This is a genomic window from Pseudomonas sp. NPDC088890, from assembly GCF_044900155.1.
GTDB lineage: Bacteria > Pseudomonadota > Gammaproteobacteria > Pseudomonadales > Pseudomonadaceae > Aquipseudomonas > Aquipseudomonas urmiensis.
This window is the reverse complement of record NZ_JBJDNG010000011.1, coordinates 76,007-99,400: the sequence shown is the minus strand read 5'-3', so window position 1 is coordinate 99,400 and position 23,394 is coordinate 76,007. Positions and strand designations below refer to the sequence as shown.

The window sequence follows — 23,394 nt, the reverse complement described above, 5'->3', positions numbered from 1 at the left end:
AAGCCCGCTCCCACAGGGACAGCGTCAAGGCGAAGCTTTGTTGAGCTTCGTCAGGAAACGGTCATCTGTTTTTCAGGGGCTGCGCCGCCGTCAAGTCACGGGGAGCAGCGCCGGAAGAGATATCCAGCGACGATGTCCGGCGGGTGAAGCGCGCTGGTATTGAGTTATCCACTGCCTTGCTAGCAGGCTGAATACAGGTCTGTCTGTTTTAGCAGGGCCCCTGTGGGAGCGGGCTTGCCCGCGAAGCAGGCACTGCGGTGGATGGCACCGGCTTCGCCGGTGTTCGCGGGCAAGCCCGCTCCCACAGGGACAGCGTCAAGGCGAAGCTTTGTTGAGCTTCGTCAGGAAACGGTCATCTGTTTTTCAGGGGCTGCGCCGCCGTCAAGTCACGGGGAGCAGCGGCGATATCCAGCGACGATGTCCGGCGGGTGAAGCGCGCTGGTATTGAGTTATCCACCGCCCTGCTAGCAGGCTGAATACAGGTCTGTCTGTTTTAGCAGGGCCCCTGTGGGAGCGGGCTTGCCCGCGAAGCAGGCACTGCGGTGGATGGCACCGGCTTCGCCGGTGTTCGCGGGCAAGCCCGCTCCCACAGCGACAGCGTCAAGGCGATGTTTTGTTTAGCTTCTTCAGAAAAACGGTCATCTCTTTCTCGGCCTGCTTGTCGCCATGCGCCTGCGCCGCGGCAATGCCCTCCTCCCAGGCCTTGCGCGCCGCCTCCAGGTTGCCGTCCAGCTGATACGCCTTACCTAAAAGCTTCCAAGCCGCCGAATACTTAGGATCCTGCTCGACACACCGCGCCAGGTGCACCGCCGCCTCAGCGCCGTTGCCTTCATCCAGCCAAGCCTTGCCCAGACCGAAGCGCAACAGCGCGTTATCCACACCCTTGGCGAGCATTTTTTCCAGCGATTCGCGCATGCCGTTTCTCCTTAGAAGAAGCTCAAGCCCACGTGGAACAGCTTCTCCACGTCACGGATATGCTTTTTATCCACAACGAACAGAATCACATGGTCACCGGCCTCGATCACCGTGTCGTCGTGGGCAATCAGCACTTGCTCGTCGCGAATGATCGCGCCGATGGTGGTGCCGGGCGGCAGGGCGATGTCTTCGATGGCCTTGCCAATCACCTTGCTCGACTTCGAATCGCCATGCGCCACCGCTTCGATGGCTTCCGCCGCGCCCCGACGCAGCGAGTGCACGCTGACGATATCGCCGCGGCGCACGTGCGCCAGCAAGGTGCCGATGGTCGCCAGCTGCGGGCTGATGGCGATATCGATATCGCCGCCCTGGACCAGGTCGACATAGGCCGGATTGTTGATAAGTGTCATGACCTTGCTCGCACCCAGGCGCTTGGCCAGCAGCGAGGACATGATGTTGGCCTCGTCGTCGTTGGTCAGGGCCAGGAAGATATCGGCGTCGGCGATGTTCTCTTCAAGCATCAGGTCCTTGTCCGAAGCGCTGCCCTGCAACACCACAGTGCTTTCCAGGGTGTCGGACAGATAGCGGCAACGCGCCGGGCTCATCTCGATGATCTTGACCTGATAGCGGCTCTCGATGGCCTCGGCCAGGCGCTCGCCGATCTGCCCGCCACCGGCGATGACCACACGCTTATTGGTTTCGTCGATGCGCCGCAGCTCGCCCATCACCGCCCGGATGTGGGCCTTGGCGGCGATGAAGAACACTTCGTCGTCAGCTTCGATCACGGTATCGCCATGCGGCTTGATCGGCCGGTCGCGACGGAAGATCGCCGCCACCCGGGTGTCGACGTTGGGCATGTGCGCGCGGATCTGGCGCAGCTGCTGGCCGACCAGGGGGCCGCCATAGTAGGCCTTGACCGCCACCAGCTGCGCCTTGCCTTCGGCGAAGTCGATCACCTGCAGCGCGCCCGGGTGCTCGATCAGGCGCTTGATGTAGTTGGTCACCACTTGCTCTGGGCTGATCAGCACGTCGACCGGAATGTGGTCGTTGTGGAACAGCTCTTCGCGGGTGAGGTAGGCCGACTCACGCACCCGGGCGATCTTGGTCGGGGTATGGAACAGCGAATAGGCGACCTGGCAGGCGACCATGTTGGTCTCGTCGCTGTTGGTGACCGCGACCAACATGTCGGCGTCATCGGCGCCGGCCTGGCGCAGGACCGTTGGCAACGAGCCACGGCCTTGTACGGTACGGATATCGAGGCGATCGCCGAGGTCGCGCAGGCGTTCGCCGTCGGTGTCGACCACCGTGATGTCGTTGGCTTCGCTGGCCAAGTGTTCCGCCAGCGTGCCGCCTACCTGGCCTGCGCCGAGGATGATGATCTTCATCCGCTACTCCTAACCTTTATTTTTATCCGCGCGAAGCGGCAATCTTGATCAGCTTGGCATAGTAGAAGCCGTCGTGGCCGCCTTCCTGGGCCAACAGCTGGCGACCATGCGCCTGGCGCAGGCCGGCGGTGGTGGCCAGGTCCAGCTCGCGAGCCCCAGGGGTGCGGGCCAGGAAGGCATCGATCACTTCGGTGTTTTCCGTCGGCAGGCTCGAGCAAGTGGCGTAGAGCAGCATGCCGCCGACTTCCAGGGTCGGCCACAGGGCATCGAGCAACTCGCCTTGCAGGCTGGCCAGGGCCGGGATGTCGTCGGCTTGGCGAGTCAGCTTGATGTCGGGGTGACGGCGGATCACGCCAGTGGCCGAGCATGGGGCGTCGAGCAAGATCCGTTGGAACTGCTTGCCGTCCCACCAGGCGGCGGTTTCGCGAGCGTCACAGGCGATCAGCTTGGCGTCCAGCTGCAAACGGTCGAGGTTCTCGCGTACACGGGTCAGGCGCTTGGCTTCCAGGTCGATGGCGACCACTTCGCTCAGGCCCTGTTCGGCTTCGAGCAGGTGGCAGGTCTTGCCGCCCGGCGCGCAGCAGGCGTCGAGCACGCGCTGGCCGGGCGCCAGATCGAGCAGATCGGCAGCCAGTTGCGCGGCCTCGTCCTGAACGCTGACCCAACCGTCGGCAAAGCCCGGCAGGCCGCGCACGTCGCAGGCGGCTTCGAGCACGATGCCGTCACGGCTGTATTGGCAAGCGCTGGCAGTGATGCCCGCTTCAGCCAGCAACGCCAGGTAGGCATCGCGGCTGTGATGACGGCGGTTGACCCGCAGGATCATCGGCGGGTGGGCGTTGTTGGCCGCGCAAATCGCTTCCCACTGCTCGGGCCAGAAGGCCTTGAGCGACTTCTGCAGCCAGCGCGGATGGGCAGTGCGCACCACCGGATCGCGCTCCATGCCGGCGAGGATCTCTTCCCCTTCCCGCTGGGCGCGGCGCAGCACGGCATTGAGCAGGGCCTTGGCCCAGGGTTTTTTCAGCTTGTCGGCGCAGCCCACGGTCTCGCCAATGGCGGCATGGGCCGGAATGCGCGTGTAGAACAGCTGGTACAGGCCGACCAGCAACAACGCCTGCACATCGCAGTCGGCGGCTTTGAAAGGCTTCTGCAAGAGCTTCTCGGCCAACAGCTCCAGGCGTGGCTGCCAACGGGCGGTGCCGAATGCGAGGTCCTGGGTCAGGCCACGGTCGCGCTCGTCGACCTTGTCCAGTTGAGCTGGCAGCGAGCTGTTCAGCGAAGCCTTGCCGCTGAGCACGGCAGCCAGGGCGCGGGCGGCAGCCAGACGTGGGTTCATTGGCCGAGCACCTTACCGCTGGCGAATTTCTCGCGACGGCTGTTGAACAGGTCGCTGAAATTCAGCGCCTTGCCACCTGGCAGTTGCAGGCGGGTCAGGCTCAGTGCCTGGTCACCGCAGGCGACCACCAGGCCGTCTTTGCTGGCGCTGAGGATCTCGCCAGGTGCGCCCTTGCCTGTGGACAAATTGGCGGCCAGTACCTTGACGCTCTCGCCATCGAGGGTGCTGTGGCACACCGGCCAAGGGTTGAAGGCGCGCACCAGGCGCTCCAGTTCCACCGCCGGGCGGTTCCAGTCGATGCGTGCTTCGTCTTTGTTCAGCTTGTGCGCATAGGTGGCCAGGGCATCGTCCTGCACTTCACCTTGCAGGCTGCCATCGGCCAGGCCGGCGATGGCCTGGACCACGGCTGGCGGGCCCATCTCGGCGAGGCGATCGTGCAGGCTGCCGCCGGTATCGTCGGCGCTGATCGGGGTGACCACCTTGAGCAGCATCGGCCCGGTATCCAGGCCTGCTTCCATGCGCATCACGGTGACGCCGCTCTGGGCATCGCCGGCTTCCACGGCGCGTTGGATCGGCGCCGCACCGCGCCAGCGTGGCAGCAGCGAGGCATGGCTGTTGATGCAGCCCAGGCGCGGGATGTCGAGCACCGCCTGCGGCAGGATCAGGCCGTAGGCAACCACCACCATCAGGTCGGGCTTGAGCGCGGCCAGCTCCGCCTGAGCCTCGGCATTGCGCAAGGTTGGCGGCTGCAACACCGGAATGTCATGGGCCACGGCCAATTGCTTGACCGGGCTCGGCATGAGCTTCTGCCCACGGCCCGCCGGGCGATCCGGCTGGGTGTACACCGCCACCACTTGGTAGGGGCTGTCGAGCAGGGCTTTGAGGTGTTCGGCGGCAAACTCTGGGGTGCCTGCGAAGACGATGCGCATGGAGTTCTCGCTTTAGAAAAGAAAAAGGCTTGCCGGAGCAAGCCTTCTGCAAGGTGGGAATCAGGCTTGCTGGCGGTGCTGCTTTTCCAGCTTCTTCTTGATCCGGTCACGTTTGAGCTGCGACAGGTAGTCGACGAACAGCTTGCCGTTGAGGTGGTCCAGCTCGTGCTGGATGCACACCGCCAGCAGGCCCTCGGCCTCCAGCTCGTACGGTTTGCCATCACGATCCTGGGCCTTGACCCGGACCCGCAACGGGCGGTCGACGTTCTCGTAGAAGCCCGGCACCGACAGGCAGCCTTCCTGGTACTGGCCCATGTCGTGGGTCAGCTCTTCGACCTCGGGGTTGATGAACACCCGTGGCTCGCTGCGATCTTCGCTCAGGTCCATCACCACCAGGCGCAGGTGTACGTTGACCTGGGTTGCGGCCAGGCCGATGCCAGGGGCTTCGTACATGGTTTCAAACATGTCGTCGATCAGCTGGCGCAGGGCGTCGTCGAACTCCGTCACCGGTTTGGCGATGGTGCGCAGGCGCGGGTCAGGGAATTCGAGAATGTTCAAAATGGCCATAGGGGTCAGGCAGTCACTGTGCGGTCGGTTGAAAATTGAGCACACATAATAAAGGGAAACGGGGGATTCAGCACCTGGCAAAGCTCGTCTAGGGTTTCAAAGGACGCCTTATAGCCCATTCGACTGACAGGTTGTCAAAGTATTATCAACACAGTTATCCACAGGTTGTGCTAGGTGGATGACCCTCTGTCGATCAAGGATGATCTGCCATGCCTGAACACCATTCGTCTGCTTGTCCGCCTGCCGAGCTGGAGGCGCGTTTGCGTCTGCATCGGCTCCCCGAGGTGGGCCTGCGGCGCTTCCAAACGCTGATCGAAGCCTTCGGCAGTGCCTCTTCGGCACTCAGTGCGCCGGCCACCGCGTGGCGTACGTTGGGCATTCCCGCAGCCGCCTGCGAAGCGCGCCGCAGCCCAGAGGTGCGCGATGGCGCAAGTGCCGCAATGGCCTGGCTAGAGCGGCCTGGCCAGCATTTACTGATGTGGGACCAGCCGGGTTATCCACCGCTGCTGGGCGAAATCGATGATGCCCCGCCGCTGCTTTTTGTCGCCGGTAACCCAGCCCTGCTCGAGCGCCCGCAGCTGGCGATCGTTGGCAGTCGCAGGGCGACACCGCCTGCGCTGGATAACGCGGCGATGTTCTCGCGCTACCTGGCCAAAGCCGGATTTACCATCACCAGCGGCTTGGCGGTGGGCGCCGACGGTGCCGCTCATCGGGCCGCATTGGAGGCGGGCGGGAGCACGATTGGGGTGCTGGGCACGGGCTTGGAAAAACTTTATCCACAGCGTCACCAGTCGCTCGCCCAGGCGATGATCGAGCGTGGTAGCGCGGTGGTTTCCGAGTTCCCCCTGGACGCCGGCCCGTTGCCTGCCAACTTCCCTCGCCGCAACCGGATCATCAGCGGCCTGTCGTTGGGCGTGCTGGTGGTTGAGGCGAGCCTGGCCAGTGGCTCGTTGATCAGCGCGCGGCTGGCAGCTGAGCAAGGCCGTGAGGTGTACGCGCTGCCTGGCTCCATCCACCACCCTGGCGCCAAGGGTTGTCACCAACTGATTCGCGACGGCGCCTTGTTGGTAGAGAGCGTGGAACAGATCCTCGACAGTCTGCGCGGTTGGCAGAACCTGCCTCCTGCGCCTGTGGATAAGCCTGCCCATCCCCTGCTCGCCTTGTTGCATGCCCAACCGCAGACCAGCGAGGGCCTGGCGCGCAGCAGCGGCCAGCCCATGGCGCAGGTGTTGGCCAGCCTCACCGAGCTTGAGCTTGAAGGGCGGGTCAGCAATGAAGCTGGGCGTTGGTTTGCGCGGTCCGGCTAAGTAAACTGCAGATCAGCTTTATATGCGGAGAGACAGCAATGGTGAGCAGTTGGCGTGTGCAACAAGCCGCACGGGAGATTCGGGCGGGCGCGGTGATTGCCTATCCGACGGAAGCGGTCTGGGGCCTGGGCTGCGACCCGTGGAACGAAGACGCGGTGTATCGCCTGCTGGCGCTCAAGTCGCGGCCTGTGGATAAAGGCCTGATTCTGGTTGCCGACAACATTCACCAGTTCGACTTCCTGTTCGAGGACTTCCCCGAAGACTGGATCGAGCGCATGAGCAGCACCTGGCCCGGGCCTAATACCTGGCTGGTGCCGCATCAAGGCTTGTTGCCCGAGTGGGTGACCGGGCAGCACGATACGGTGGCGTTGCGGGTCAGCGATCATCCGCTGGTGCGCGAGTTGTGTGCGCTGGTCGGGCCGTTGATCTCGACGTCGGCCAACCCTGGGGGGCGGCCAGCGGCCAAGAGCCGGTTGCGCGTCGAGCAGTATTTCCGCGGCCAGCTGGACTTGGTGCTGGGCGGGGCGCTGGGGGGGCGGAAGAATCCGAGTGTGATTCGTGATCTGGCCACCGGTGAAGTGGTTCGGGCGGGCTGATGGCTCGCTTATAGAACTGGATCTTGCCTGCACCACTTGACCCTGTGGGAGCGGGCTTGCCCGCGAAGAGGCCGGTGGCAGCCCGTAGTGGTGGATGGCGAGGGCTTCGCCCTCGTTCGCGGGCAAGCCCGCTCCCACAGGGGGCTTCGTCGCTATCCGGTGCGGTGCTGACAATTCTGATTTTGTCCTCAAGGCTGTCCGAAGCGGATTTAGGGAAATATCCTACGCACGCTGTCGAACGCCGTTACCTTCTCAGTGGGAACTCGTACCTCTAGGCTTCATTTCGTCGCTGAATAACTCGGCGATGGGGTGTGGTAACCCCATTGGAATAGGTATCAGAGTCGTCTATGGCGGCTGTGCGCGGGAGGCTTTCGAGCCTGCCGGGTCTGGTACCTCTCCGGTTTACCACCCCGCGTGCAGCTGCCACCCATTCGTGTGGTAACGAATGATGTGCCAGCTTCAATTATTGAGGTTGCCATGACTAGAAAGCTCGTACCGGATCCGCCACTTCCTACAACTACCGCTCACCCCTTCGGCCGCTGCGATGCCGGCCACCCGCCGCTGTATTCGGTAAACCCCAACATCCCCATCGAAGACGCCTTGGTCCACGTAGCCCTGCACCTGCGCTGTGCCTACGAAACAGGCATGCAGGCCATTGATCATCTGCGCGAAGAAGGCCGCGGCATGTTCTGGGCGAACCTGCATGCGGTCGAGGCGGCTGAGGGGGTGGTTGAAGCGTTGCTCGACAGCTTCGAGTCCGGGACATTGAGCAAGCGATTGGCGGTCTGAGTTGACGCTATCGCGGGGCAAGCCCGCTCCCACGTGGACCATGAGTACCGCGAAAATCTTCGGGGTCACACTTATAACGTGGGAGCGGGCTTGCCCCGCGATTGGGCCGCTAAGCGGCCCCACTGGCTTCAGGGCAGAAGCACCGTCGAACCCACCGTGCGCCGCGCCGACAACTCAGCCTGCGCCTTGGCCGCTTCACTCAGCGGATAACGCTGCTGGATATCCACGGTCAGCTTGCCACTGGCAATCATCGCGAACAGGTCATCGGCCATGGCCTGGGTGTTCTCGGCATTGTTGGCATAGCTAGCCAACGTCGGGCGGGTCACATACAGCGAACCCTTCTGCGACAGGATTCCCAGGTTCACCCCACTGACCGCGCCCGAGGCATTACCAAAGCTCACCATCAGGCCGCGCGGTTGCAGGCAATCCAGCGAGGTCAGCCAGGTATCGGCGCCAACCCCGTCGTACACCACTGGCACTTTCTTGCCGTCAGTCAGCTCCAGGACGCGCTTGGCGACGTCTTCGCGGCTGTAGTCGATCGTCTCCCAGGCGCCCAGCGCCTTGGCCCGTTCGGCCTTCTCGGCCGAGCTGACGGTGCCAATCAGCTTGGCTCCCAGAGCTGCCGCCCACTGGCACGCCAGCGAACCGACCCCACCGGCAGCGGCGTGGAACAGAATCACATCGCCCGGCTGTACGGCATAGGTCTGCTTGAGCAGGTACTGCACGGTCAGGCCCTTGAGCATCACCGCAGCGGCCTGCTCGAAGCTGATGCTGTCGGGTAGCTTGACCAGATTCGCTGCTGGCAGGGTGTGCACATCGCTATAGGCACCCAGCGGGCCGCCGGCATAGGCCACGCGGTCGCCGACCTTCAGGCGGGTGACGCCCTCGCCCACGGCATCGACCACGCCGGCGCCTTCGGTGCCCAGGCCCGAGGGCAGCGACGGTGGTGCATACAGGCCACTGCGAAAATAGGTGTCGATGAAGTTCAGGCCGACGGCCTGGTTACGTACACGCACTTGCTGTGGGCCGGGTGGGGCCGGGTCGAACTCGACCAGTTGCAGGACTTCTGGGCCGCCATGCTGGCTGAACTGGATACGCTGGGCCATCTCGCACTCCTGTTGTCGGGATTGAAGCAGGCCTTCTATCGGACGCCTTTGCTTGATCGCCGTCAACTGCGGCGGGCCAGTTGCCGGTGGTATGCTACGCGGCGAATTCTTCCCCTGCCCCTCCCAGGTGACCCGATGACCAGCCGCACCGAGGCCGTGAAGGCCTATCTGCTCGACCTGCAAGACCGCATCTGCTCTGCCCTTGAAACCGAAGACGGCGGCGCCCGCTTCGTCGAGGACGCCTGGGTGCGCGAAGCCGGTGGTGGCGGGCGCACGCGGGTGATCGGTGAGGGCAAGGTGATCGAAAAAGGGGGAGTCAATTTCTCCCACGTATTCGGTACAGGCCTGCCGCCTTCGGCCAGCGCTCACCGGCCGGAGCTGGCCGGACGCGGCTTCGAGGCGCTGGGCGTGTCGCTGGTGATCCACCCGCACAACCCGCATGTCCCTACTTCGCACGCCAATGTGCGCTTTTTCATCGCCGAGAAAGAAGGCGAGGAAGCGGTCTGGTGGTTCGGCGGTGGCTTCGACCTGACGCCCTACTATGGCAACGAGGAAGACTGCGTGCATTGGCACCGCGTCGCCGAGCAGGCCTGCGCGCCGTTTGGCGCTGATGTCTACCCGCGCTACAAGGCCTGGTGCGACCGCTACTTCCACCTCAAGCACCGCGGCGAGCCGCGTGGTATTGGTGGGTTGTTCTTCGATGACTTGAACGAGTGGGACTTCGACACCTGCTTTGCCTTCATCCGCGCCATCGGCGATGCCTATGTTCAGGCCTACCTGCCAATCGTCCAGCGCCGCAAGGACACGCCCTATACCGCTGAGCAGCGCGAGTTCCAGGAATACCGCCGCGGGCGCTATGTTGAGTTCAACCTGGTCTATGACCGCGGCACCCTGTTCGGCCTGCAGTCGGGTGGCCGTACCGAGTCGATCCTCATGTCGCTGCCGCCGCAAGTGCGTTGGGGCTACGATTGGAAGGCCGCGCCGGGCAGCGAAGAAGCGCGCCTGACCGAGTACTTCCTGCAGGATCGCGACTGGCTCGGCCAGTGAGCCCTGTGGATAACCGAGGAGCCCTCATGGACCAGTACGTCGTTTTCGGCAACCCGATCGGCCACAGCAAGTCGCCGTTGATCCATCGCCTGTTCGCCGACCAGACCGGCCAGGACATCGAGTACAACACGCTGCTGGCGCCACTGGATGACTTCAGCGACTGCGCCCGGGGCTTCTTCAAGCAGGGCAGCGGCGCCAACGTCACGGTACCCTTCAAGGAAGAGGCCTATCGTCTGTGCGACAGCCTGACCCCACGAGCCCAGCGCGCTGGCGCGGTGAATACGCTGAGCAAGCTGGCCGATGGCACGCTGCAAGGCGATAACACCGACGGAGCGGGCCTGGTGCGTGACCTGACAGTGAATGCTGGGGTCGAGCTGACGGGCAAGCGCATCCTCATCCTCGGTGCCGGCGGCGCCGTGCGTGGGGTGTTGGAGCCGCTTCTGGCGCATAACCCGCAGTCGGTGGTGATCGCAAACCGCACGGTGGAAAAGGCTGAACAGCTGGCGCAGGAGTTCGATGAACTTGGGCCCGTGGTCGCCAGTGGTTTTGCCTGGTTGCAGGAGCCGGTCGACCTGATCATCAATGCAACTTCGGCGAGCCTGGCGGGTGAGATGCCAGCGATTGCCGAGAGCTTGGTAGAGGCCGGGCGCACGGTGTGCTACGACATGATGTATGGCAAGGAGCCAACCCCGTTTTGCCAATGGGCCAGCCGGTTAGGCGCCGCGCAGGTGCTGGATGGGTTGGGGATGCTGGCGGAGCAGGCAGCTGAGGCGTTCTTCATCTGGCGTGGGGTTCGTCCCGAGACCGGGCCGGTGCTCGACGAGCTGCGTCGGCAGTTGGCGCGCGGCTGAATTTGAGATTTTGGGGCCACTTTGCGGCCCTTCGCGGGGCAAGCCCGCTCCCACGTGGGTTCACGTTGTCCCTGTGGGAGCGGGCTTGCCCGGCGATGTGGGTCTCACTGTTCAAAGCGGATCGGACACAACTCAGCCCCTTCCAGCTTCTGCAACTCTTCAATCACCTGCGGGCGCGCCCTTTGCAGGGTCAGGCTGCCGCCATTGCGGCCTAATCTCCGCGCCTCGCGGTGCAGCATGTCGACCCCTGAGTAATCGATGAAGTTGACCTGCCGCGCATCGATCACCACGTGCGGCCCCTGGCAGCGCTGCAAACGCACCTGCAGGTAATGCGCGGCACCAAAGAAGATCGATCCGCCCACCCGCAGCACATCCGCCTGCCCTTCTCGACTCTGCTGCACCCGTGGCCGCGAGGTGCGCTTGAGGTAGAAGAACAGCGACGCCAGCACCCCTGCATAGATCGCTGTCTGCAATTCAAGGAGCAGCGTGGCGGCAGCCGTCAGCGCCATCACCAGGAACTCGGCGCGGCTGACCCGGAACAACGCACGAATGCCGCGATGATCCACCAAGCCCCAGCAGATCAACAAAATGCTCCCGGCCATGGCCGGAATCGGCAAATGCGCGATCAGCCCGGCGCCGGTCACTGCGAACAGCGCCACCCACAGTGCCGAGAACACCCCGGCCAAGGGCGAGCGGGCGCCGGCCTCGTAGCTCAGGCCGGAACGGGTGAAAGACCCGGACGACAGGTAGCCGGAGAACAACGCCCCGACCATGTTCGACAGGCCTTGGGCGCGGATCTCTTGGTTGGCGTCGATCAGTTGTTCGGAGCGCGCCGACAGCGAGCGGGCGATGGATAGGCTGGTCACCAGGCCGAGCATGCCGATCGCCACGGCGCTGGGGAGCAGGCGCAGGATTAGTTCCAGGTCGAGCAGTGGCAGCGGGCTCAGCGGCGGCAGTTGGCCAATGAACGCCGGCACCCGTGGCACGTGGCCGAACATGCTCGGCATCAGCCAAGCAACCAGGCTGACCACGATCAGACTTATCAACAGGCCGGGCCAGCGCGGGCGCAACAGCTTGATCACGATGCCGATCAACAATGTGGCCAGGCCCAGGCCCAGCGATGGCAGGTCGACGTCCCCGGCATGGGCGAGCAGATCCTGGAGGGTTTTTAGCGCTGTAGCCTGGCTGGGCAGGTCCATGCCCAGCAAGTTTGGCAGTTGGCCCAGGGCGATGACGATAGCCGCGCCGAGGGTGAAGCCGAGGACCACCGAATGCGAGACGAAGTTGACCAGCGCACCGAAGCGCAGCAGTCCGAGTAATAGCTGAAAGGCGCCGCCCAGGAAGGTCAGCAGCAGGATCAGGGTGACGTAGTCGGCGCTGCCGCTGACGGCCAGGGGGCTGATGCTGGTGTAGAGGACGATCGAGATTGCCGCGGTGGGGCCGCAGATCAGGTGCCAGGATGAGCCCCACAGGCAGGCGATCAGCACCGGCACGATGGCCGCGTACAAGCCGTATTCGGCGGGCAGGCCGGCGATCAGGGCGTAGGCGATCGATTGCGGCAGGGCCAGGATCGCGCCGCTGAGGCCGACCAGCAGGTCCTGGCGCAGGCTACGGCGCGATTGCCGGGGGAGCCAGGCGAGGAACGGCAGCAGGTGGGTCAGGCGGGGCATGGCGATCTATCCAAGGTTTGCAGTGTTTGAGCGGGCGCTATCGCGGGGCAAGCCCGCTCCCACGAATTACCCCTAGGTAAAAGGATGTTGCGTGGGAGCGGGCTTGCCCCGCGATTAAAGCGCCACTATAGCTTGGCTTGAACCGCCGTCAGCGCATCACCACCCTCTTTTGCCGTCACCCCAGCCAACCAACCCTGCAGCCGCTCGGGATGCGCCTTCAGCCAGTCCTTGGCCGCCACATCGAAGCTCACTTTGTTATCCACAACCTGCGCCATGATGCTGTTCTCCATGTCCAGATCGAAGCTCAGGTTCGCCAGCAGCTTCGCCGCATTGGGGCAGGCTTGTGGATAACCCTTGCGCACCAGCGTGTACACCTCGCCTTTACTGCCAAACCACTGCTCGCCGCCGGTGAGGTAATGCATCTTAAACTTCACATTCATCGGATGCGGGGTCCAGCCGAGGAAGGTGATGAACTGGTGCTTCTTCACTGCCCGCTCAACCTGGGTGAGCATTGCCTGTTCACTGGACTCGACCAGTTTCCATTTGCCCAGGTCGAACTGGTTTTTTTCGATGATCTCTTTGAGCGACAGGTTAGCCGGTGCCCCAGAGCCGATCCCATACACCTTGTTGTCGAACTGAGCGGCATGTTTTTGCAGGTCGGCGAAGTCCTTGACCCCGGCATCCCACACGTAATCAGGTACCGCCAGGGTGAACTCGGTGCCTTGCAGGTTGCGGCTGAGTTTCTGCACATCGCCGTTGGCGATGAACTTGTCATGAAAGCCTTGGTGCGCGGGCATCCAGTTGCCGAGGAAGGCATCGACCTTGCCGTCCTTGAGGCCGCCATAGATGATCGGCACCGCCAGGCTGTCGATCTTCACCTGGTAACCCAGGCTTTCCAGGAGCAAGCGGGCGACGGCGTTGGTCGAGGCGATATCGCTCCAGCCAGGGTCGGCCAGTTTGACCGTGCTGCACTGTGCGTCGCTGTCGGCGTTGGCGGTGACCGCGCCCAGGCTCAGGGCCAGGCTGATCATGGCGGTGGAGAATGTGTTCATGGCGGCCTCTTTACTCAATCGATAGGTGCGGGCTGTGGATAACGTGCCTTGCGCTCGAGGTCGTCGAGATCGATATGATTGCGCATGTACTGTTGGCTGGCGTCGACCATCGGTTGATGGTCCCAGCTGTTCAGCTTGCCGATGGCCAACGCTTGCGCCACCAAGCGGCGGCGGCGCTGGCTGGCCAGCACCTGCTGGCGCAGGCTGGGGATATCCCAGCGTTGGCGGGCCTGATCGACAAATGCCTGCAGCAGCGCCTGGTGTTCCGGGCTGCTGGTGAGGTTCTCCCGCTCGTGCGGGTCGCGGCTCAGGTCATAGAGTAAACAGGGGTCGTCTTCGCTGTACACGAACTTGTACGGGCCGCGGCGAATCATCATCAGTGGGCCGATCGTGCCTTCGGCCATGTACTCACCGATCACTTCGTCATGGCCGCCCTGCCCTTGCAGATGGCCCAGCAGCGAGCGGCCGTCCAGGTGCAGATCGGCCTGCACCTGGCCACCGGCCAGTTCGACCAGGGTCGGCAACAGGTCACAGGTAGACACCGCGGCGCTGACCCGTCCGGCAGCGAACCGCTTGGGTGCATGTACCAGCAGGGGGACGCGCGCCGACATCTCGAACCAGTGCATCTTGTACCAAAGGCCACGCTCGCCAAGCATGTCGCCATGATCGCCGGAGAACACGATCAGGGTGTCATCGCTCAGCCCGCATTCTTCCAGGGTTTGCAGCAGCTTGCCGATGTTGTCGTCGATGTAGCTGCAAGCACCGAAGTAGGCACGGCGGGCGTCGCGGATCTTATCCACAGGCAGCGGTTTGTCCCACAGGTCGTAGACCTTGAGCAGACGTTGCGAATGCGGGTCGTGTTCGTGCTGCGCCAGCACCTCGCCCGGCATCGGGATATCCACAGCCTGGTACAGATCCCAATAGTGCTGGGGAATGGTGTACGGATCGTGCGGGTGGGTCATCGACACGGTCAGGCAGAACGGCTTGTCGTCGCCTGCACGGACATGGTCATAGAGGTATTGGCGGGCCTTGAACACCACCTCTTCATCGAAATCCAACTGGTTGGTGCGCACGCACGGCCCGGCTTGCAGCACCGAAGACATGTTGTGGTACCAGCTGGGGCGCTGCTCGGGTGCGTCCCAGTTCACTGCCCAGCCGTAGTCGGCCGGGTAGATGTCGCTGGTCAGGCGTTCTTCGTAGCCATGCAACTGGTCCGGCCCACAGAAGTGCATCTTGCCTGACAGCGCCGTGCGGTAGCCGAGGTGGCGCAGGTAGTGGGCGTAGGTAGGCACGTCGGCAGGGAAATCGGCCGCGTTGTCGTAGGCGCCAATACGACTGGGCAGCTGGCCGCTGACCAAGGTGAAGCGCGAGGGCGCACACAGTGGGCTGTTGCAGTAGGCGGCGTCGAATACCACCGCCTGCTCTGCCAGGCGGCTGAGGTTCGGCATCTTGATCGGCGAAGGGGCGTAGATCGGCAGCATGGGCGCGGCCATCTGGTCGGCCATGATGAACAGGATATGGGGTCGTTTCATGGTGGCTTCCATCGTCGAGAGTTATGCGAGCGGCTTGCGATCGAGGATGCGACTGTGGATAACATGGGTAAAGCCCATGGCGGGCAATGACTGGGATTAGCTGAGCTTATGTTTGAGCACCTTGCCGAGTTGTCGCTGGATACCTTGCGGGTGTTCGAGGCCGCTGCCCGTTTGCGCAGCTTTACTGCGGCGGCGCTGGAGCTGGGGACAACCCAGCCGGCGGTGAGCCAGCAGGTCAAGCGCCTGGAGGCGCAGCTAGGCGCGCGGCTGTTCGACCGGATCTACCGGGGCATTACCCTGACTGAAGCGGGGCAGCTTCTGTTCGAGCAGGTGCATCAAGGTTTGCAGGCGATGGATGAAGGTGTGACCCAGGCCAGCGGCCACAGCCAGCGTGAAGTGCTGCAGGTGGCGACGGACTTTGCCTTCGCTGCTTTTTGGCTGATGCCACGTTTGCAGCGTTTTCATGAAGCTTATCCACAGGTGGATGTGAGCCTGGTGACCGGCGAGCGCAGCCAGGGCATGTTGCGCCCGGATATCGATGTGGCTGTGTTGTTTGGAGATGGGCGCTTTCATCAGGGCGAAAGTCGCTGGCTGTTCAATGAAGAGGTTTTTCCGGTTTGCAGCCCAAGGCTGATTCATGGCAAACCCTTGTCATCCGTGGCTTTGCAACGATTGCCATTGCTGCATTTGCGCGGTGAGCAGGCCAGCCGCTGGTTTGATTGGGCGGGGGTATTTCGCGGCTTGGGTTTGTCCAGCCCACCGCCGGCTGGGCAGCTGCGCTTCGACAATTACACCTTGCTGATCCAGGCGGCGATTGCTGGGCAGGGGCTGGCAATTGGTTGGGCGCATCTGGTCGATGGGCTGGTGGAACAGGGCTTGCTGTGTCGGCCATTGCTGGGCAGTTTGCGCTCGGAGCGTGGCTATTACGTGGTGCTGCCACCGCGTAAGCGGCGTGGGGCGTTGATCGAGCGGTTTGTCGATTGGTTGGAAAGTGAGCGTCGCATTTGAGGTTTTTTGGGGCTGCTGCGCAGCCCTTCGCGGGCAAGCCCGCTCCCACAAAAAGCAACGCCAGCCCTGTAGGAGCTGGCTCGCCTGCGATGGCCCGCAAAGCGGGCCCAGCAGTTACTGCACGAAGTTCACATGCTCGCCCCGATGCAGATCCAGCTCCAGGCAATCGACCATCCCCGCCGCGACCCCGGCCAACCGCCGCAAAGGCGCAGCCAGCCCCGGTTCCAGCGTTCCATCGGCGCTGCGAAAATGCTCGATGCCCAGCCCTGGCGCGTCTTGCGGTGCATTGATCAACGTCCAATGCAGTCCACTGCGTTGCAGCACATCGACGATCTGATTGGCCTCGTCGACCTGCTGCCCCGGCGTATCCAGCACAGCAAAATCGCCCACCAGCAACAGCCGGCGTATAGTCGTGCGCTCAAGCCCAGCCACCAGTGCCTGGCTCATCTGCCGCTGCGCCAGCCAATCGCCGGGTGCCAGCGCCGAGAGCAAGACGATCACCGCGGACCCTCCAGCCACGCTTTGTTGCGCCTGGTCAGCACTGCCCAGCCCGCCTATCTTGAAGTGCAGGCCTGGGCGCGGCGCCTGGCGGTTGAGGTCGTCGACCACTGCGGTAACCTCGTGCTGGCGCGACAGCAACTCGACCGCCAGTGCACTGCCAAGGCTGCTCTGGATCCCGAACAGGACCAGTTTGAAGACTGGGGTTTCGGCATTTTTCACCTGATCGCTCCCTGTGCCGGTGGGGGTGATCGTTGGACCGCATTCAGGAGTTATCGTGCAAAGGATCAAGGGCTATCACGCCCATATTTACTACGATGCGCAGACCATGGAGCAGGCCCGGGCGCTGTGCGAGGAGGCTGCGCGGCTGTTTGGGGTGAGCATGGGGCGTATGCACCAGAAGCCGGTCGGGCCGCATCCGGACTGGAGCTGCCAGCTGGCCTTCGAGCCGGAACTGGTGGGGGTGGTGCTGCCGTGGCTGGCGCTGTATCGCAAGGGACTGGTGGTGTTTCTGCATCCACTGACGGGGGATGAGTTGGCCGATCATCGCGATCATGCGATCTGGATGGGAGCGGTCAGGCCGCTGGATCTGTCCATCTTCGAAGATTAATCGTGGCCTTTTCGCCGGCAAGCGCGCCGCCACAGCGATAGCGCTAATCGTCACAGCTGCGCATTCTCTGTGGGAGCGGGCTTGCCCGCGAACGAGGGCGAAGCCCTCGCAAGGCAGGCGACTCAGTTACGCGCCGAGCGCACCCCTTCAGCCAGCGCCGAGCACAGGCTCAACACATCGCTAACGGCCTGATCGGCATCTTTGGCCTGGGCAATTTTGTCGACCAGCGCCGACCCTACCACCACCCCTTCCGCCAGGCGGGCGATCGCAGCCGCTTGTTCTGGAGTACGGATACCAAAACCAACGCTGACCGGCAGATCGGTATGCCGACGCAGACGCGCGATAGCCTCGCTGACGTGCTCGGTAGTCGCGGAACCTGCGCCGGTCACACCCGCTACCGAGACGTAGTAGACGAACCCGGAGCTACGCTCGAGCACGCGCGGCAGGCGCGCATCGTCGGTGGTCGGCGTGGTCAGGCGGATGAAGTCGATGCCCGCCGCCTGGGCCGGGGTGGCCAGCTCGGCATCGTGCTCTGGCGGCAGGTCGACGATGATCAGGCCATCGACGCCGGCTTTTTTCGCTTGGGCGACGAATTGCTCCACGCCGAAACGGTGGATCGGGTTGTAGTAGCCCATCAGCACGATCGGCGTGGTCTGGTTGCCGACGCGGAACTCGCGGACCATCTGCAGGGTTTTCGCCAGGGTCTGACCGGCTTCCAGGGCACGCAGGGTGGCGAGCTGGATGGCCACGCCATCGGCCATGGGATCGGTGAACGGCATGCCCAGCTCGATCACGTCGGCGCCAGCGCCAGGCAGGCCCTTGAGGATCGCCAGCGAGGCGTCGTAGCCGGGGTCGCCAGCGGTGATGAAGGTGACCAGCGCCGAGCGGCCTTCGGCCTTCAGGTCGGCGAAGCGTTGTTCAAGACGGCTCATGCCTGTTTCTCCTGGGCGGCCATGTGGTTCATCACGGTTTGCATGTCTTTGTCGCCACGGCCGGACAAGCACACGACCATCAGATGGTCCTTGGGCAGGGTCGGCGCGCGCTTGATCGCTTCGGCCAGGGCGTGGGAGCTCTCCAGGGCCGGGATGATGCCTTCCAGGCGGCAGGTGGCGTGGAAGGCATCGAGGGCTTCGTCGTCGGTGATGCTGACGTACTCGACCCGTTTCACTTCATGCAGGTAGGCGTGCTCCGGGCCGATGCCTGGGTAGTCCAGGCCTGCCGAGATCGAGTGGGCGTCGGTGATCTGGCCATCGGCGTCCTGCAGCAGGTAGGTGCGGTTGCCGTGCAGCACGCCGGGTACGCCGCCGTTGAGGCTGGCGGCGTGTTTGTCGGTGTCGACGCCGTGGCCACCGGCTTCAACGCCGATGATCTGTACGCTGGCGTCATCGAGGAAGTCGTGGAACAGGCCCATGGCGTTGGAGCCGCCGCCTACGCAGGCAATCAGGCTGTCGGGCAGACGACCTTCTTTTTCTTGCAGCTGGGCACGGGTTTCCTTGCCGATGATCGACTGGAAGTCGCGGACCATCGCTGGGTATGGGTGCGGGCCGGCAACGGTGCCGATCAGGTAGAAGGTGTCGTCGACGTTGGTCACCCAGTCGCGCAGCGCTTCGTTCATGGCGTCCTTGAGGGTACCGGTGCCGGCGGTGACCGGAACGATTTCGGCGCCGAGCAGCTTCATGCGGAACACGTTGGCTTGCTGGCGCTCGATGTCGGTGGCGCCCATGTAGATCACGCACGGCAGGCCGAAGCGTGCGGCGACGGTGGCGGTGGCCACGCCGTGCATGCCAGCGCCGGTTTCAGCGATCAGGCGTTTCTTGCCCATGCGCTTGGCCAGCAGCACTTGGCCGATGCAGTTGTTCACCTTGTGCGCGCCGGTGTGGTTGAGCTCTTCACGCTTGAAGAAGATCTTCGCGCCGCCGCAGTGCTCGGTCAGGCGCTCGGCGAAGTACAGGGGATTGGGGCGTCCGATGTAGTCGCGCTGGAAGTAGGCCAGCTCTTCGAGAAACTTCGGGTCGGCCTTGGCCGCTTCGTACTCGCGGGCCAGGTCCAGCACCAGCGGCATCAGGGTTTCTGCCACGTAGCGGCCACCGAACGAGCCGAACAGGCCGTTGGCGTCGGGGCCGGCGCGGAATTGGGTCTGGGTCATGGGGCGCTCCAGGGCGTTATGAATGAGTGATGGGCTTTACTCTAACCACGACAGGCTCGGCTGAAAACCGATAAGATTGCTACAACATGTCAGGAAATCTCACACGTCCCATGCGCCAGGATCTGCCTCCTCTCAATGCCTTGCGGGCCTTTGAAGCAACCGCCCGGCTCAACAGCGTCAGTCAGGCCGCCGAAGTGCTGCACGTGACTCATGGGGCCGTGAGTCGGCAGATCAAGGTGCTCGAGGAGCATCTAGGGGTGGCGCTTTTCGTCAAGGACGGGCGTGGCGTCAAACTCACAGATGCCGGCGTGCGCCTGCGCGATGCCAGCGTTGATGCGTTTGACCGGCTGCGTGGGGTTTGCGCCGAATTGAGCCGAGATGTCAGTGAGGCGCCGTTCGTCCTTGGCTGCTCGGGCAGCCTGCTGGCGCGCTGGTTCATCCCCCGCCTGGGTCGGCTCAAGGCAGATTTGCCGGAGTTGCGTTTGCACTTGTCGGCGGGTGAAGGCGACCTTGACCCGCGCCGTCCCGGGCTGGATGCCTTGCTGGTGTATGCCGAGCCGCCGTGGCCGGCAGATATGCAGGTGCATGTACTGGCCGAGGAGCGTATTGGACCGGTGCTCAGCCCGCACTTCGCAGGCTCCGAGCGTTTACGTAATGCGCCCGCGCAGGCGTTGCTCGGCGAGGCCTTGCTGCATACCACCTCGCGTCCGCAGGCGTGGCCGGCATGGGCGATGCAGCACGGTCTGGACGCTGGCGCGTTGCATTTCGGCCAGACCTTCGAGCATTTGTATTACTTGTTGGAGGCGGCAGTTGCAGGCTTGGGCGTGGCCATCGCGCCGCAACCGCTGGTGGCGGACGACCTGCGCGCCGGGCGTTTGATCGCCCCGTGGGGCTTCTCGCCCACCCAGGCTGCCTTGGCGCTGTGGGTGCCGCGGCGCGCCGCAGATGGGCGCGCCGAGCAGTTGGCGCAATGGCTGCGCCGTGAGTTGGACCAGCAGGCGGTTTAGTTGCGCTTGGTCAACAGGTAGGCGGCCAGCAGGCCCAGGGCGCCGACGGCAACGCCAGCGGCGGTCCAAGGGTGTTCCTGGGCATAGTCACGGGTAGCGATACCGGTCTGGCGCGTGCGCGTCTTGACCTCGTCATAAGCGTCGCTGAGCACGCTGCGCGAGTGCTTGAGTGCATTTTCCGCATTGCCGCGGATCGCCTTGATGGTCTTGTGCGATTCCTCGGATGCGTCGTGCTTGAGGGTCTCCAGGGTCTTGAGCAGGCTCTCGATCTCGGCTTCCATGTTTTCCAATGAGGTTTTACGCAGGGCGTTGCGGGCCATGTTGACTCTCCTTCGCAGTGGATTGGCTGTTAGGGTTGCGACTGCGCGGGGTGGCGAAAGTGCGATCGAACTTTCACAGGTGGCGATGGCTCGCAGGTAAACCAGGCCTGCGCTGCTAGGCTCAATCCGATACTTCACTCAAGGAGAGCGCTCATGTCCGATCATCACACCTACAAGAAGATCGAACTGGTCGGGTCGTCGCCCACCAGCATCGAAGACGCGATCAACAATGCCATTGCCGAAGCGGGCAAGAGCATCAAGCATCTGGAATGGTTCGAGGTAGTGGATACCCGTGGGCACATTCGCGATGGCAAGGCCGCGCATTTTCAGGTGACCCTGAAAGTCGGTTTCCGCATCGCTAATAGCTGAAACAGTGCCGGGCTAGCGTGTTCCGGCGCGATGGGGTAATACAGATACAGGGCGCCCAGCCGGCGCCCTTTTCGACTTTGATCTGAACAAGGAAAGCGATCGATGAAGAATCTGCTATTAGCGATGGGTTTGCTGGCGGTGGCAGGTGGCGCGATGGCGGCGGGTAAGCCGTGCGAGGAGCTCAAGGCGGAGATTGCGGCGAAGTTGGATGCCAAAGGGGTTACTGGCTACACGCTGGAGATCGTCGACAAGGGTGAGCCGGCGGGCAAGGTGGTTGGGAGCTGTGAAGGTGGGACCAAGGAAATTGTCTACCGCCGGGGTTGAGGCCATCGCGGGGCAAGCCCGCTCCCACGGCAAATTGAGCTGCGCCCCAGATGTTGGACACCCATCCATCATCTGGGGCGCAGCTCAAATCACTGGCGTGGGAGCGGGCTTGCCCCGCGATGGGTCTCACTCAGTCTTCAAGGCCTGAGCCAGCAGCTCATAAGACCTGACTCGGTCGACATGTTCATACAGATCACAGGTAAAGATCAGCTCATCCGCCCCGGTCTGCTCCAGCAGCACCTCGACCTGGGCCCGCACCTTCTGCGGGCTACCTATCATCGCCAGCCCCAGGAAGCTCATGACCGATTCGCGCTCATGCGGCAGCCACAACCCATCCATGCTCTCGACCGGTGGCCGCTGCATCAGGCTCTGGCCACGCATCAGGGCAAGAATGCGTTGATACACCGAGGTGGCGAGGTATTGAGCGTGTTCGTCCGTCTCGGCCACCACCATCGGCACGCCGAGCATCACGTAGGGCTTGTCGAGCACCGTCGAGGGCTTGAAGTGATCGCGGTAAATCCGAATCGCTTCATGCATCAGGCGTGGCGCGAAATGTGAGGCGAACGCGTAGGGTAAACCACGCATCCCCGCCAATTGTGCGCTGAACAGGCTAGAGCCCAAGAGCCAGATCGGTACTTCGGTGTCATGCCCTGGCACGGCAATTACACGCTGGTCCGGCGTGCGTGGACCCAGATAACGCACCAGCTCCTCGACGTCATCTGGGAAATCATCAGCGCTGCCTGAGCGCTCACGGCGCAGCGCGCGGGCTGTCATCTGGTCGGAACCGGGGGCGCGGCCCAGGCCCAGGTCGATGCGGCCCGGATACAGGCTGGCCAGGGTGCCGAACTGTTCAGCGATGACCAGCGGCGCATGGTTGGGCAGCATCACCCCGCCTGCGCCCAGACGAATGGTCGAAGTGCCGCCGGCCAAATAGCCGATCAGCACCGACGTCGCAGAGCTGGCGATACCGTCCATGTTGTGGTGTTCGGCCACCCAGAAGCGGTTGTAGCCGAAACGCTCGACGTTGCGCGCCAGGTCCAGCGAGTTGCGCAGCGACTGGGCGGGGCCGGCATCAGCGCGCACCGGCACCAGGTCGAGGGTGGATATCTTCAGGTCACGCAGGTGCGTCATTGGAGCCTCCGCAGAAGTGGTTGGCCAAGTGCCTTTTAGACTCTGTATGGGCAGATTCGACGGATTCAATGCAAGGCCTGCGATTGTTCTGAACTTGCCGTAGGCACAATCCTCTCAACCTTAGGCACACGAACCCATGTCCAGGAGGCAACAATGAAGAAGACAGCATCGGCGGTTTGGCAAGGTGGTCTCAAGGATGGCAATGGCCTGCTGTCTACCGAGAGCGGCGCCCTCAAGCAAAACCCGTATGGCTTCAATACCCGCTTCGAAGGGACTCCGGGCACTAATCCGGAAGAGCTGATTGGCGCGGCCCATGCCGGCTGCTTTTCGATGGCGCTGTCGATGATGCTCGGTGAGGCGGGGCTGACCCCGGAGCGGATCGATACCATCGCTGAGGTGACCTTGGACAAGCAGCCAGACGGCTTCGCTATCACGGCTGTGCACCTGATTCTCAAGGCTAAGGTGCCCGGCGCCAACGACGCGCAGTTCCAGCAAATCGCCAACAAGGCCAAGGCCGGTTGCCCGGTATCCAAGGTACTCAACGCGCAGATCAGCCTGGACGCCACCTTGGTGCCGTAGGCGGCGCAACGGCGGACGTTTGCTGTAGTCTAAAGGGCGTTGGCAGTTTGCCTGCCCTTTCAGGAGCCGTTCCATGATCCGCGTTGCAATCGCCGTGCTGGCTTCCCTGCTCGCAACGTCCGCGTTGGCGGCTGTCAAGCCGTGTGAGGAACTCAAGGCTGAGATCGAAGCGAAGATTCAAGCGCGAGGGGTAGCCTCATACACGCTGGAGATCGTCCCTAATAGCGAGGTCAAGGATCAGAACATGGTCGTTGGCAGCTGTGATGCTGGGACCAAAAAGATCATTTATCAGAAGAATGATCAGTAGCGTCTAAGCCAAGGGC

26 protein-coding genes are annotated in these 23,394 nt (G+C 63.3%); 12 read left to right on the top strand and 14 right to left on the bottom strand.

From position 1 onward, the window contains the following. Nucleotides 1-600: 600 nt before the first annotated feature. The 5 genes from ACI2JX_RS20935 to def are packed head-to-tail and all read right to left on the bottom strand — an operon-like array spanning nt 601 to nt 5,129. On the bottom strand, nt 601-915 hold the full coding sequence (locus ACI2JX_RS20935; RefSeq protein ID WP_264234170.1) for a tetratricopeptide repeat protein: 315 nt from the start codon (nt 913-915) through the stop codon (nt 601-603). An 11-nt stretch (nt 916-926) separates the two neighbouring features. Then, a complete protein-coding gene (trkA, locus tag ACI2JX_RS20930; RefSeq protein ID WP_186553144.1) occupies nt 927-2,300 on the bottom strand; it encodes a Trk system potassium transporter TrkA in 1,374 nt (457 codons plus the stop codon). 22 nt (nt 2,301-2,322) lie between these two features. Further along, the gene (rsmB, locus tag ACI2JX_RS20925) at nt 2,323-3,633 is read right to left on the bottom strand and encodes a 16S rRNA (cytosine(967)-C(5))-methyltransferase RsmB (protein WP_404690908.1); all 1,311 of its coding nucleotides are present in this window, start codon (nt 3,631-3,633) and stop codon (nt 2,323-2,325) included. Continuing rightward, entirely contained in the window at nt 3,630-4,562 is a 933-nt protein-coding gene (fmt, locus tag ACI2JX_RS20920; RefSeq protein WP_264234173.1) for a methionyl-tRNA formyltransferase, read from the bottom strand. The genes rsmB and fmt overlap by 4 nt, the downstream gene beginning before the upstream one ends. A gap of 60 nt (nt 4,563-4,622) precedes the next feature. Beyond that, entirely contained in the window at nt 4,623-5,129 is a 507-nt protein-coding gene (gene def / locus ACI2JX_RS20915; RefSeq protein WP_186553147.1) for a peptide deformylase, read from the bottom strand. A gap of 209 nt (nt 5,130-5,338) precedes the next feature. Here def and dprA point away from each other — a divergent pair, with 209 nt between their 5' ends. From dprA to ACI2JX_RS20900, 3 genes are all read left to right on the top strand, one after another. Further along, nucleotides 5,339-6,436 carry a DNA-processing protein DprA gene (dprA, locus tag ACI2JX_RS20910; RefSeq protein WP_404690907.1) on the top strand — a complete coding sequence of 366 codons (1,098 nt, stop codon included), beginning with the start codon at nt 5,339-5,341 and terminating at the stop codon, nt 6,434-6,436. Nucleotides 6,437-6,474: 38 nt separating this feature from the next. Beyond that, a complete protein-coding gene (locus ACI2JX_RS20905) occupies nt 6,475-7,032 on the top strand; it encodes an L-threonylcarbamoyladenylate synthase (protein WP_186553149.1) in 558 nt (185 codons plus the stop codon). Between the two features lie 477 nt (nt 7,033-7,509). Continuing rightward, complete coding sequence (locus ACI2JX_RS20900) at nt 7,510-7,821, top strand: DUF3077 domain-containing protein (RefSeq protein ID WP_186553150.1); 312 nt, start codon at nt 7,510-7,512, stop codon at nt 7,819-7,821. Nucleotides 7,822-7,949: 128 nt separating this feature from the next. Here ACI2JX_RS20900 and ACI2JX_RS20895 read toward each other — a convergent pair whose 3' ends face one another. Next, a complete protein-coding gene (locus tag ACI2JX_RS20895) occupies nt 7,950-8,927 on the bottom strand; it encodes an NADPH:quinone reductase (protein WP_264234182.1) in 978 nt (325 codons plus the stop codon). A gap of 135 nt (nt 8,928-9,062) precedes the next feature. Here ACI2JX_RS20895 and hemF point away from each other — a divergent pair, with 135 nt between their 5' ends. Together hemF and aroE are read left to right on the top strand one after the other, a co-directional pair. Beyond that, nucleotides 9,063-9,974: an oxygen-dependent coproporphyrinogen oxidase gene (gene hemF / locus ACI2JX_RS20890; protein ID WP_312151878.1), complete on the top strand. Its 912-nt coding sequence runs from the start codon at nt 9,063-9,065 to the stop codon at nt 9,972-9,974. Between the two features lie 26 nt (nt 9,975-10,000). Then, nucleotides 10,001-10,825, top strand: a complete 825-nt coding sequence (gene aroE, locus ACI2JX_RS20885) for a shikimate dehydrogenase (protein ID WP_186553153.1) — start codon at nt 10,001-10,003, stop codon at nt 10,823-10,825. 104 nt (nt 10,826-10,929) lie between these two features. Here aroE and ACI2JX_RS20880 read toward each other — a convergent pair whose 3' ends face one another. The 3 genes from ACI2JX_RS20880 to betC all read right to left on the bottom strand — a co-directional run bounded on the left by ACI2JX_RS20880 (nt 10,930) and on the right by betC (nt 15,079). Continuing rightward, complete coding sequence (locus ACI2JX_RS20880; RefSeq protein WP_404690906.1) at nt 10,930-12,495, bottom strand: SulP family inorganic anion transporter; 1,566 nt, start codon at nt 12,493-12,495, stop codon at nt 10,930-10,932. A 125-nt stretch (nt 12,496-12,620) separates the two neighbouring features. Continuing rightward, nucleotides 12,621-13,547 carry a choline ABC transporter substrate-binding protein gene (choX, locus tag ACI2JX_RS20875; RefSeq protein WP_404690905.1) on the bottom strand — a complete coding sequence of 309 codons (927 nt, stop codon included), beginning with the start codon at nt 13,545-13,547 and terminating at the stop codon, nt 12,621-12,623. Between the two features lie 14 nt (nt 13,548-13,561). Continuing rightward, nucleotides 13,562-15,079 carry a choline-sulfatase gene (gene betC, locus ACI2JX_RS20870; RefSeq protein WP_404690904.1) on the bottom strand — a complete coding sequence of 506 codons (1,518 nt, stop codon included), beginning with the start codon at nt 15,077-15,079 and terminating at the stop codon, nt 13,562-13,564. A 108-nt stretch (nt 15,080-15,187) separates the two neighbouring features. On the opposite strand from betC, the gene ACI2JX_RS20865 reads away from it, so the two are divergent. After that, nucleotides 15,188-16,087, top strand: a complete 900-nt coding sequence (locus ACI2JX_RS20865) for a choline sulfate utilization transcriptional regulator (protein WP_404690903.1) — start codon at nt 15,188-15,190, stop codon at nt 16,085-16,087. 114 nt (nt 16,088-16,201) lie between these two features. On the opposite strand, the gene ACI2JX_RS20860 is transcribed toward ACI2JX_RS20865, so the two are convergent. Continuing rightward, nucleotides 16,202-16,807 carry an NAD(P)-dependent oxidoreductase gene (locus ACI2JX_RS20860; protein ID WP_404690902.1) on the bottom strand — a complete coding sequence of 202 codons (606 nt, stop codon included), beginning with the start codon at nt 16,805-16,807 and terminating at the stop codon, nt 16,202-16,204. 55 nt (nt 16,808-16,862) lie between these two features. Here ACI2JX_RS20860 and ACI2JX_RS20855 point away from each other — a divergent pair, with 55 nt between their 5' ends. Next, nucleotides 16,863-17,195, top strand: coding sequence for a DOPA 4,5-dioxygenase family protein (locus ACI2JX_RS20855; protein WP_264234196.1), 333 nt, complete (start codon nt 16,863-16,865; stop codon nt 17,193-17,195). 122 nt (nt 17,196-17,317) lie between these two features. Here ACI2JX_RS20855 and trpA read toward each other — a convergent pair whose 3' ends face one another. Beyond that, nucleotides 17,318-18,127 carry a tryptophan synthase subunit alpha gene (trpA, locus tag ACI2JX_RS20850; protein WP_404690901.1) on the bottom strand — a complete coding sequence of 270 codons (810 nt, stop codon included), beginning with the start codon at nt 18,125-18,127 and terminating at the stop codon, nt 17,318-17,320. Continuing rightward, on the bottom strand, nt 18,124-19,341 hold the full coding sequence (gene trpB, locus ACI2JX_RS20845; RefSeq protein WP_264234201.1) for a tryptophan synthase subunit beta: 1,218 nt from the start codon (nt 19,339-19,341) through the stop codon (nt 18,124-18,126). The genes trpA and trpB overlap by 4 nt, the downstream gene beginning before the upstream one ends. Nucleotides 19,342-19,451: 110 nt before the next feature. On the opposite strand from trpB, the gene ACI2JX_RS20840 reads away from it, so the two are divergent. Next, nucleotides 19,452-20,348 (top strand): LysR family transcriptional regulator, encoded by an 897-nt coding sequence (locus tag ACI2JX_RS20840; RefSeq protein WP_404690900.1) that lies wholly within the window; start codon nt 19,452-19,454, stop codon nt 20,346-20,348. Here ACI2JX_RS20840 and ACI2JX_RS20835 read toward each other — a convergent pair. After that, the gene (locus ACI2JX_RS20835) at nt 20,345-20,668 is read right to left on the bottom strand and encodes a YqjD family protein (RefSeq protein ID WP_186553163.1); all 324 of its coding nucleotides are present in this window, start codon (nt 20,666-20,668) and stop codon (nt 20,345-20,347) included. The genes ACI2JX_RS20840 and ACI2JX_RS20835 overlap by 4 nt on opposite strands. A 153-nt stretch (nt 20,669-20,821) precedes the next feature. Between ACI2JX_RS20835 and ACI2JX_RS20830 the strand changes: the two genes are divergently transcribed. After that, a complete protein-coding gene (locus ACI2JX_RS20830) occupies nt 20,822-21,037 on the top strand; it encodes a dodecin (protein ID WP_186553164.1) in 216 nt (71 codons plus the stop codon). A 102-nt stretch (nt 21,038-21,139) separates the two neighbouring features. Next, nucleotides 21,140-21,361: a DUF1161 domain-containing protein gene (locus ACI2JX_RS20825; RefSeq protein WP_404690899.1), complete on the top strand. Its 222-nt coding sequence runs from the start codon at nt 21,140-21,142 to the stop codon at nt 21,359-21,361. Between the two features lie 126 nt (nt 21,362-21,487). On the opposite strand, the gene ACI2JX_RS20820 is transcribed toward ACI2JX_RS20825, so the two are convergent. Further along, nucleotides 21,488-22,492, bottom strand: coding sequence for an LLM class flavin-dependent oxidoreductase (locus tag ACI2JX_RS20820; protein ID WP_404690898.1), 1,005 nt, complete (start codon nt 22,490-22,492; stop codon nt 21,488-21,490). 153 nt (nt 22,493-22,645) lie between these two features. Here ACI2JX_RS20820 and ACI2JX_RS20815 point away from each other — a divergent pair, with 153 nt between their 5' ends. Then, complete coding sequence (locus tag ACI2JX_RS20815; protein ID WP_264234210.1) at nt 22,646-23,071, top strand: OsmC family protein; 426 nt, start codon at nt 22,646-22,648, stop codon at nt 23,069-23,071. Nucleotides 23,072-23,144: 73 nt separating this feature from the next. After that, nucleotides 23,145-23,378 carry a DUF1161 domain-containing protein gene (locus ACI2JX_RS20810; RefSeq protein WP_186553168.1) on the top strand — a complete coding sequence of 78 codons (234 nt, stop codon included), beginning with the start codon at nt 23,145-23,147 and terminating at the stop codon, nt 23,376-23,378. Nucleotides 23,379-23,394 lie beyond the last annotated feature (16 nt).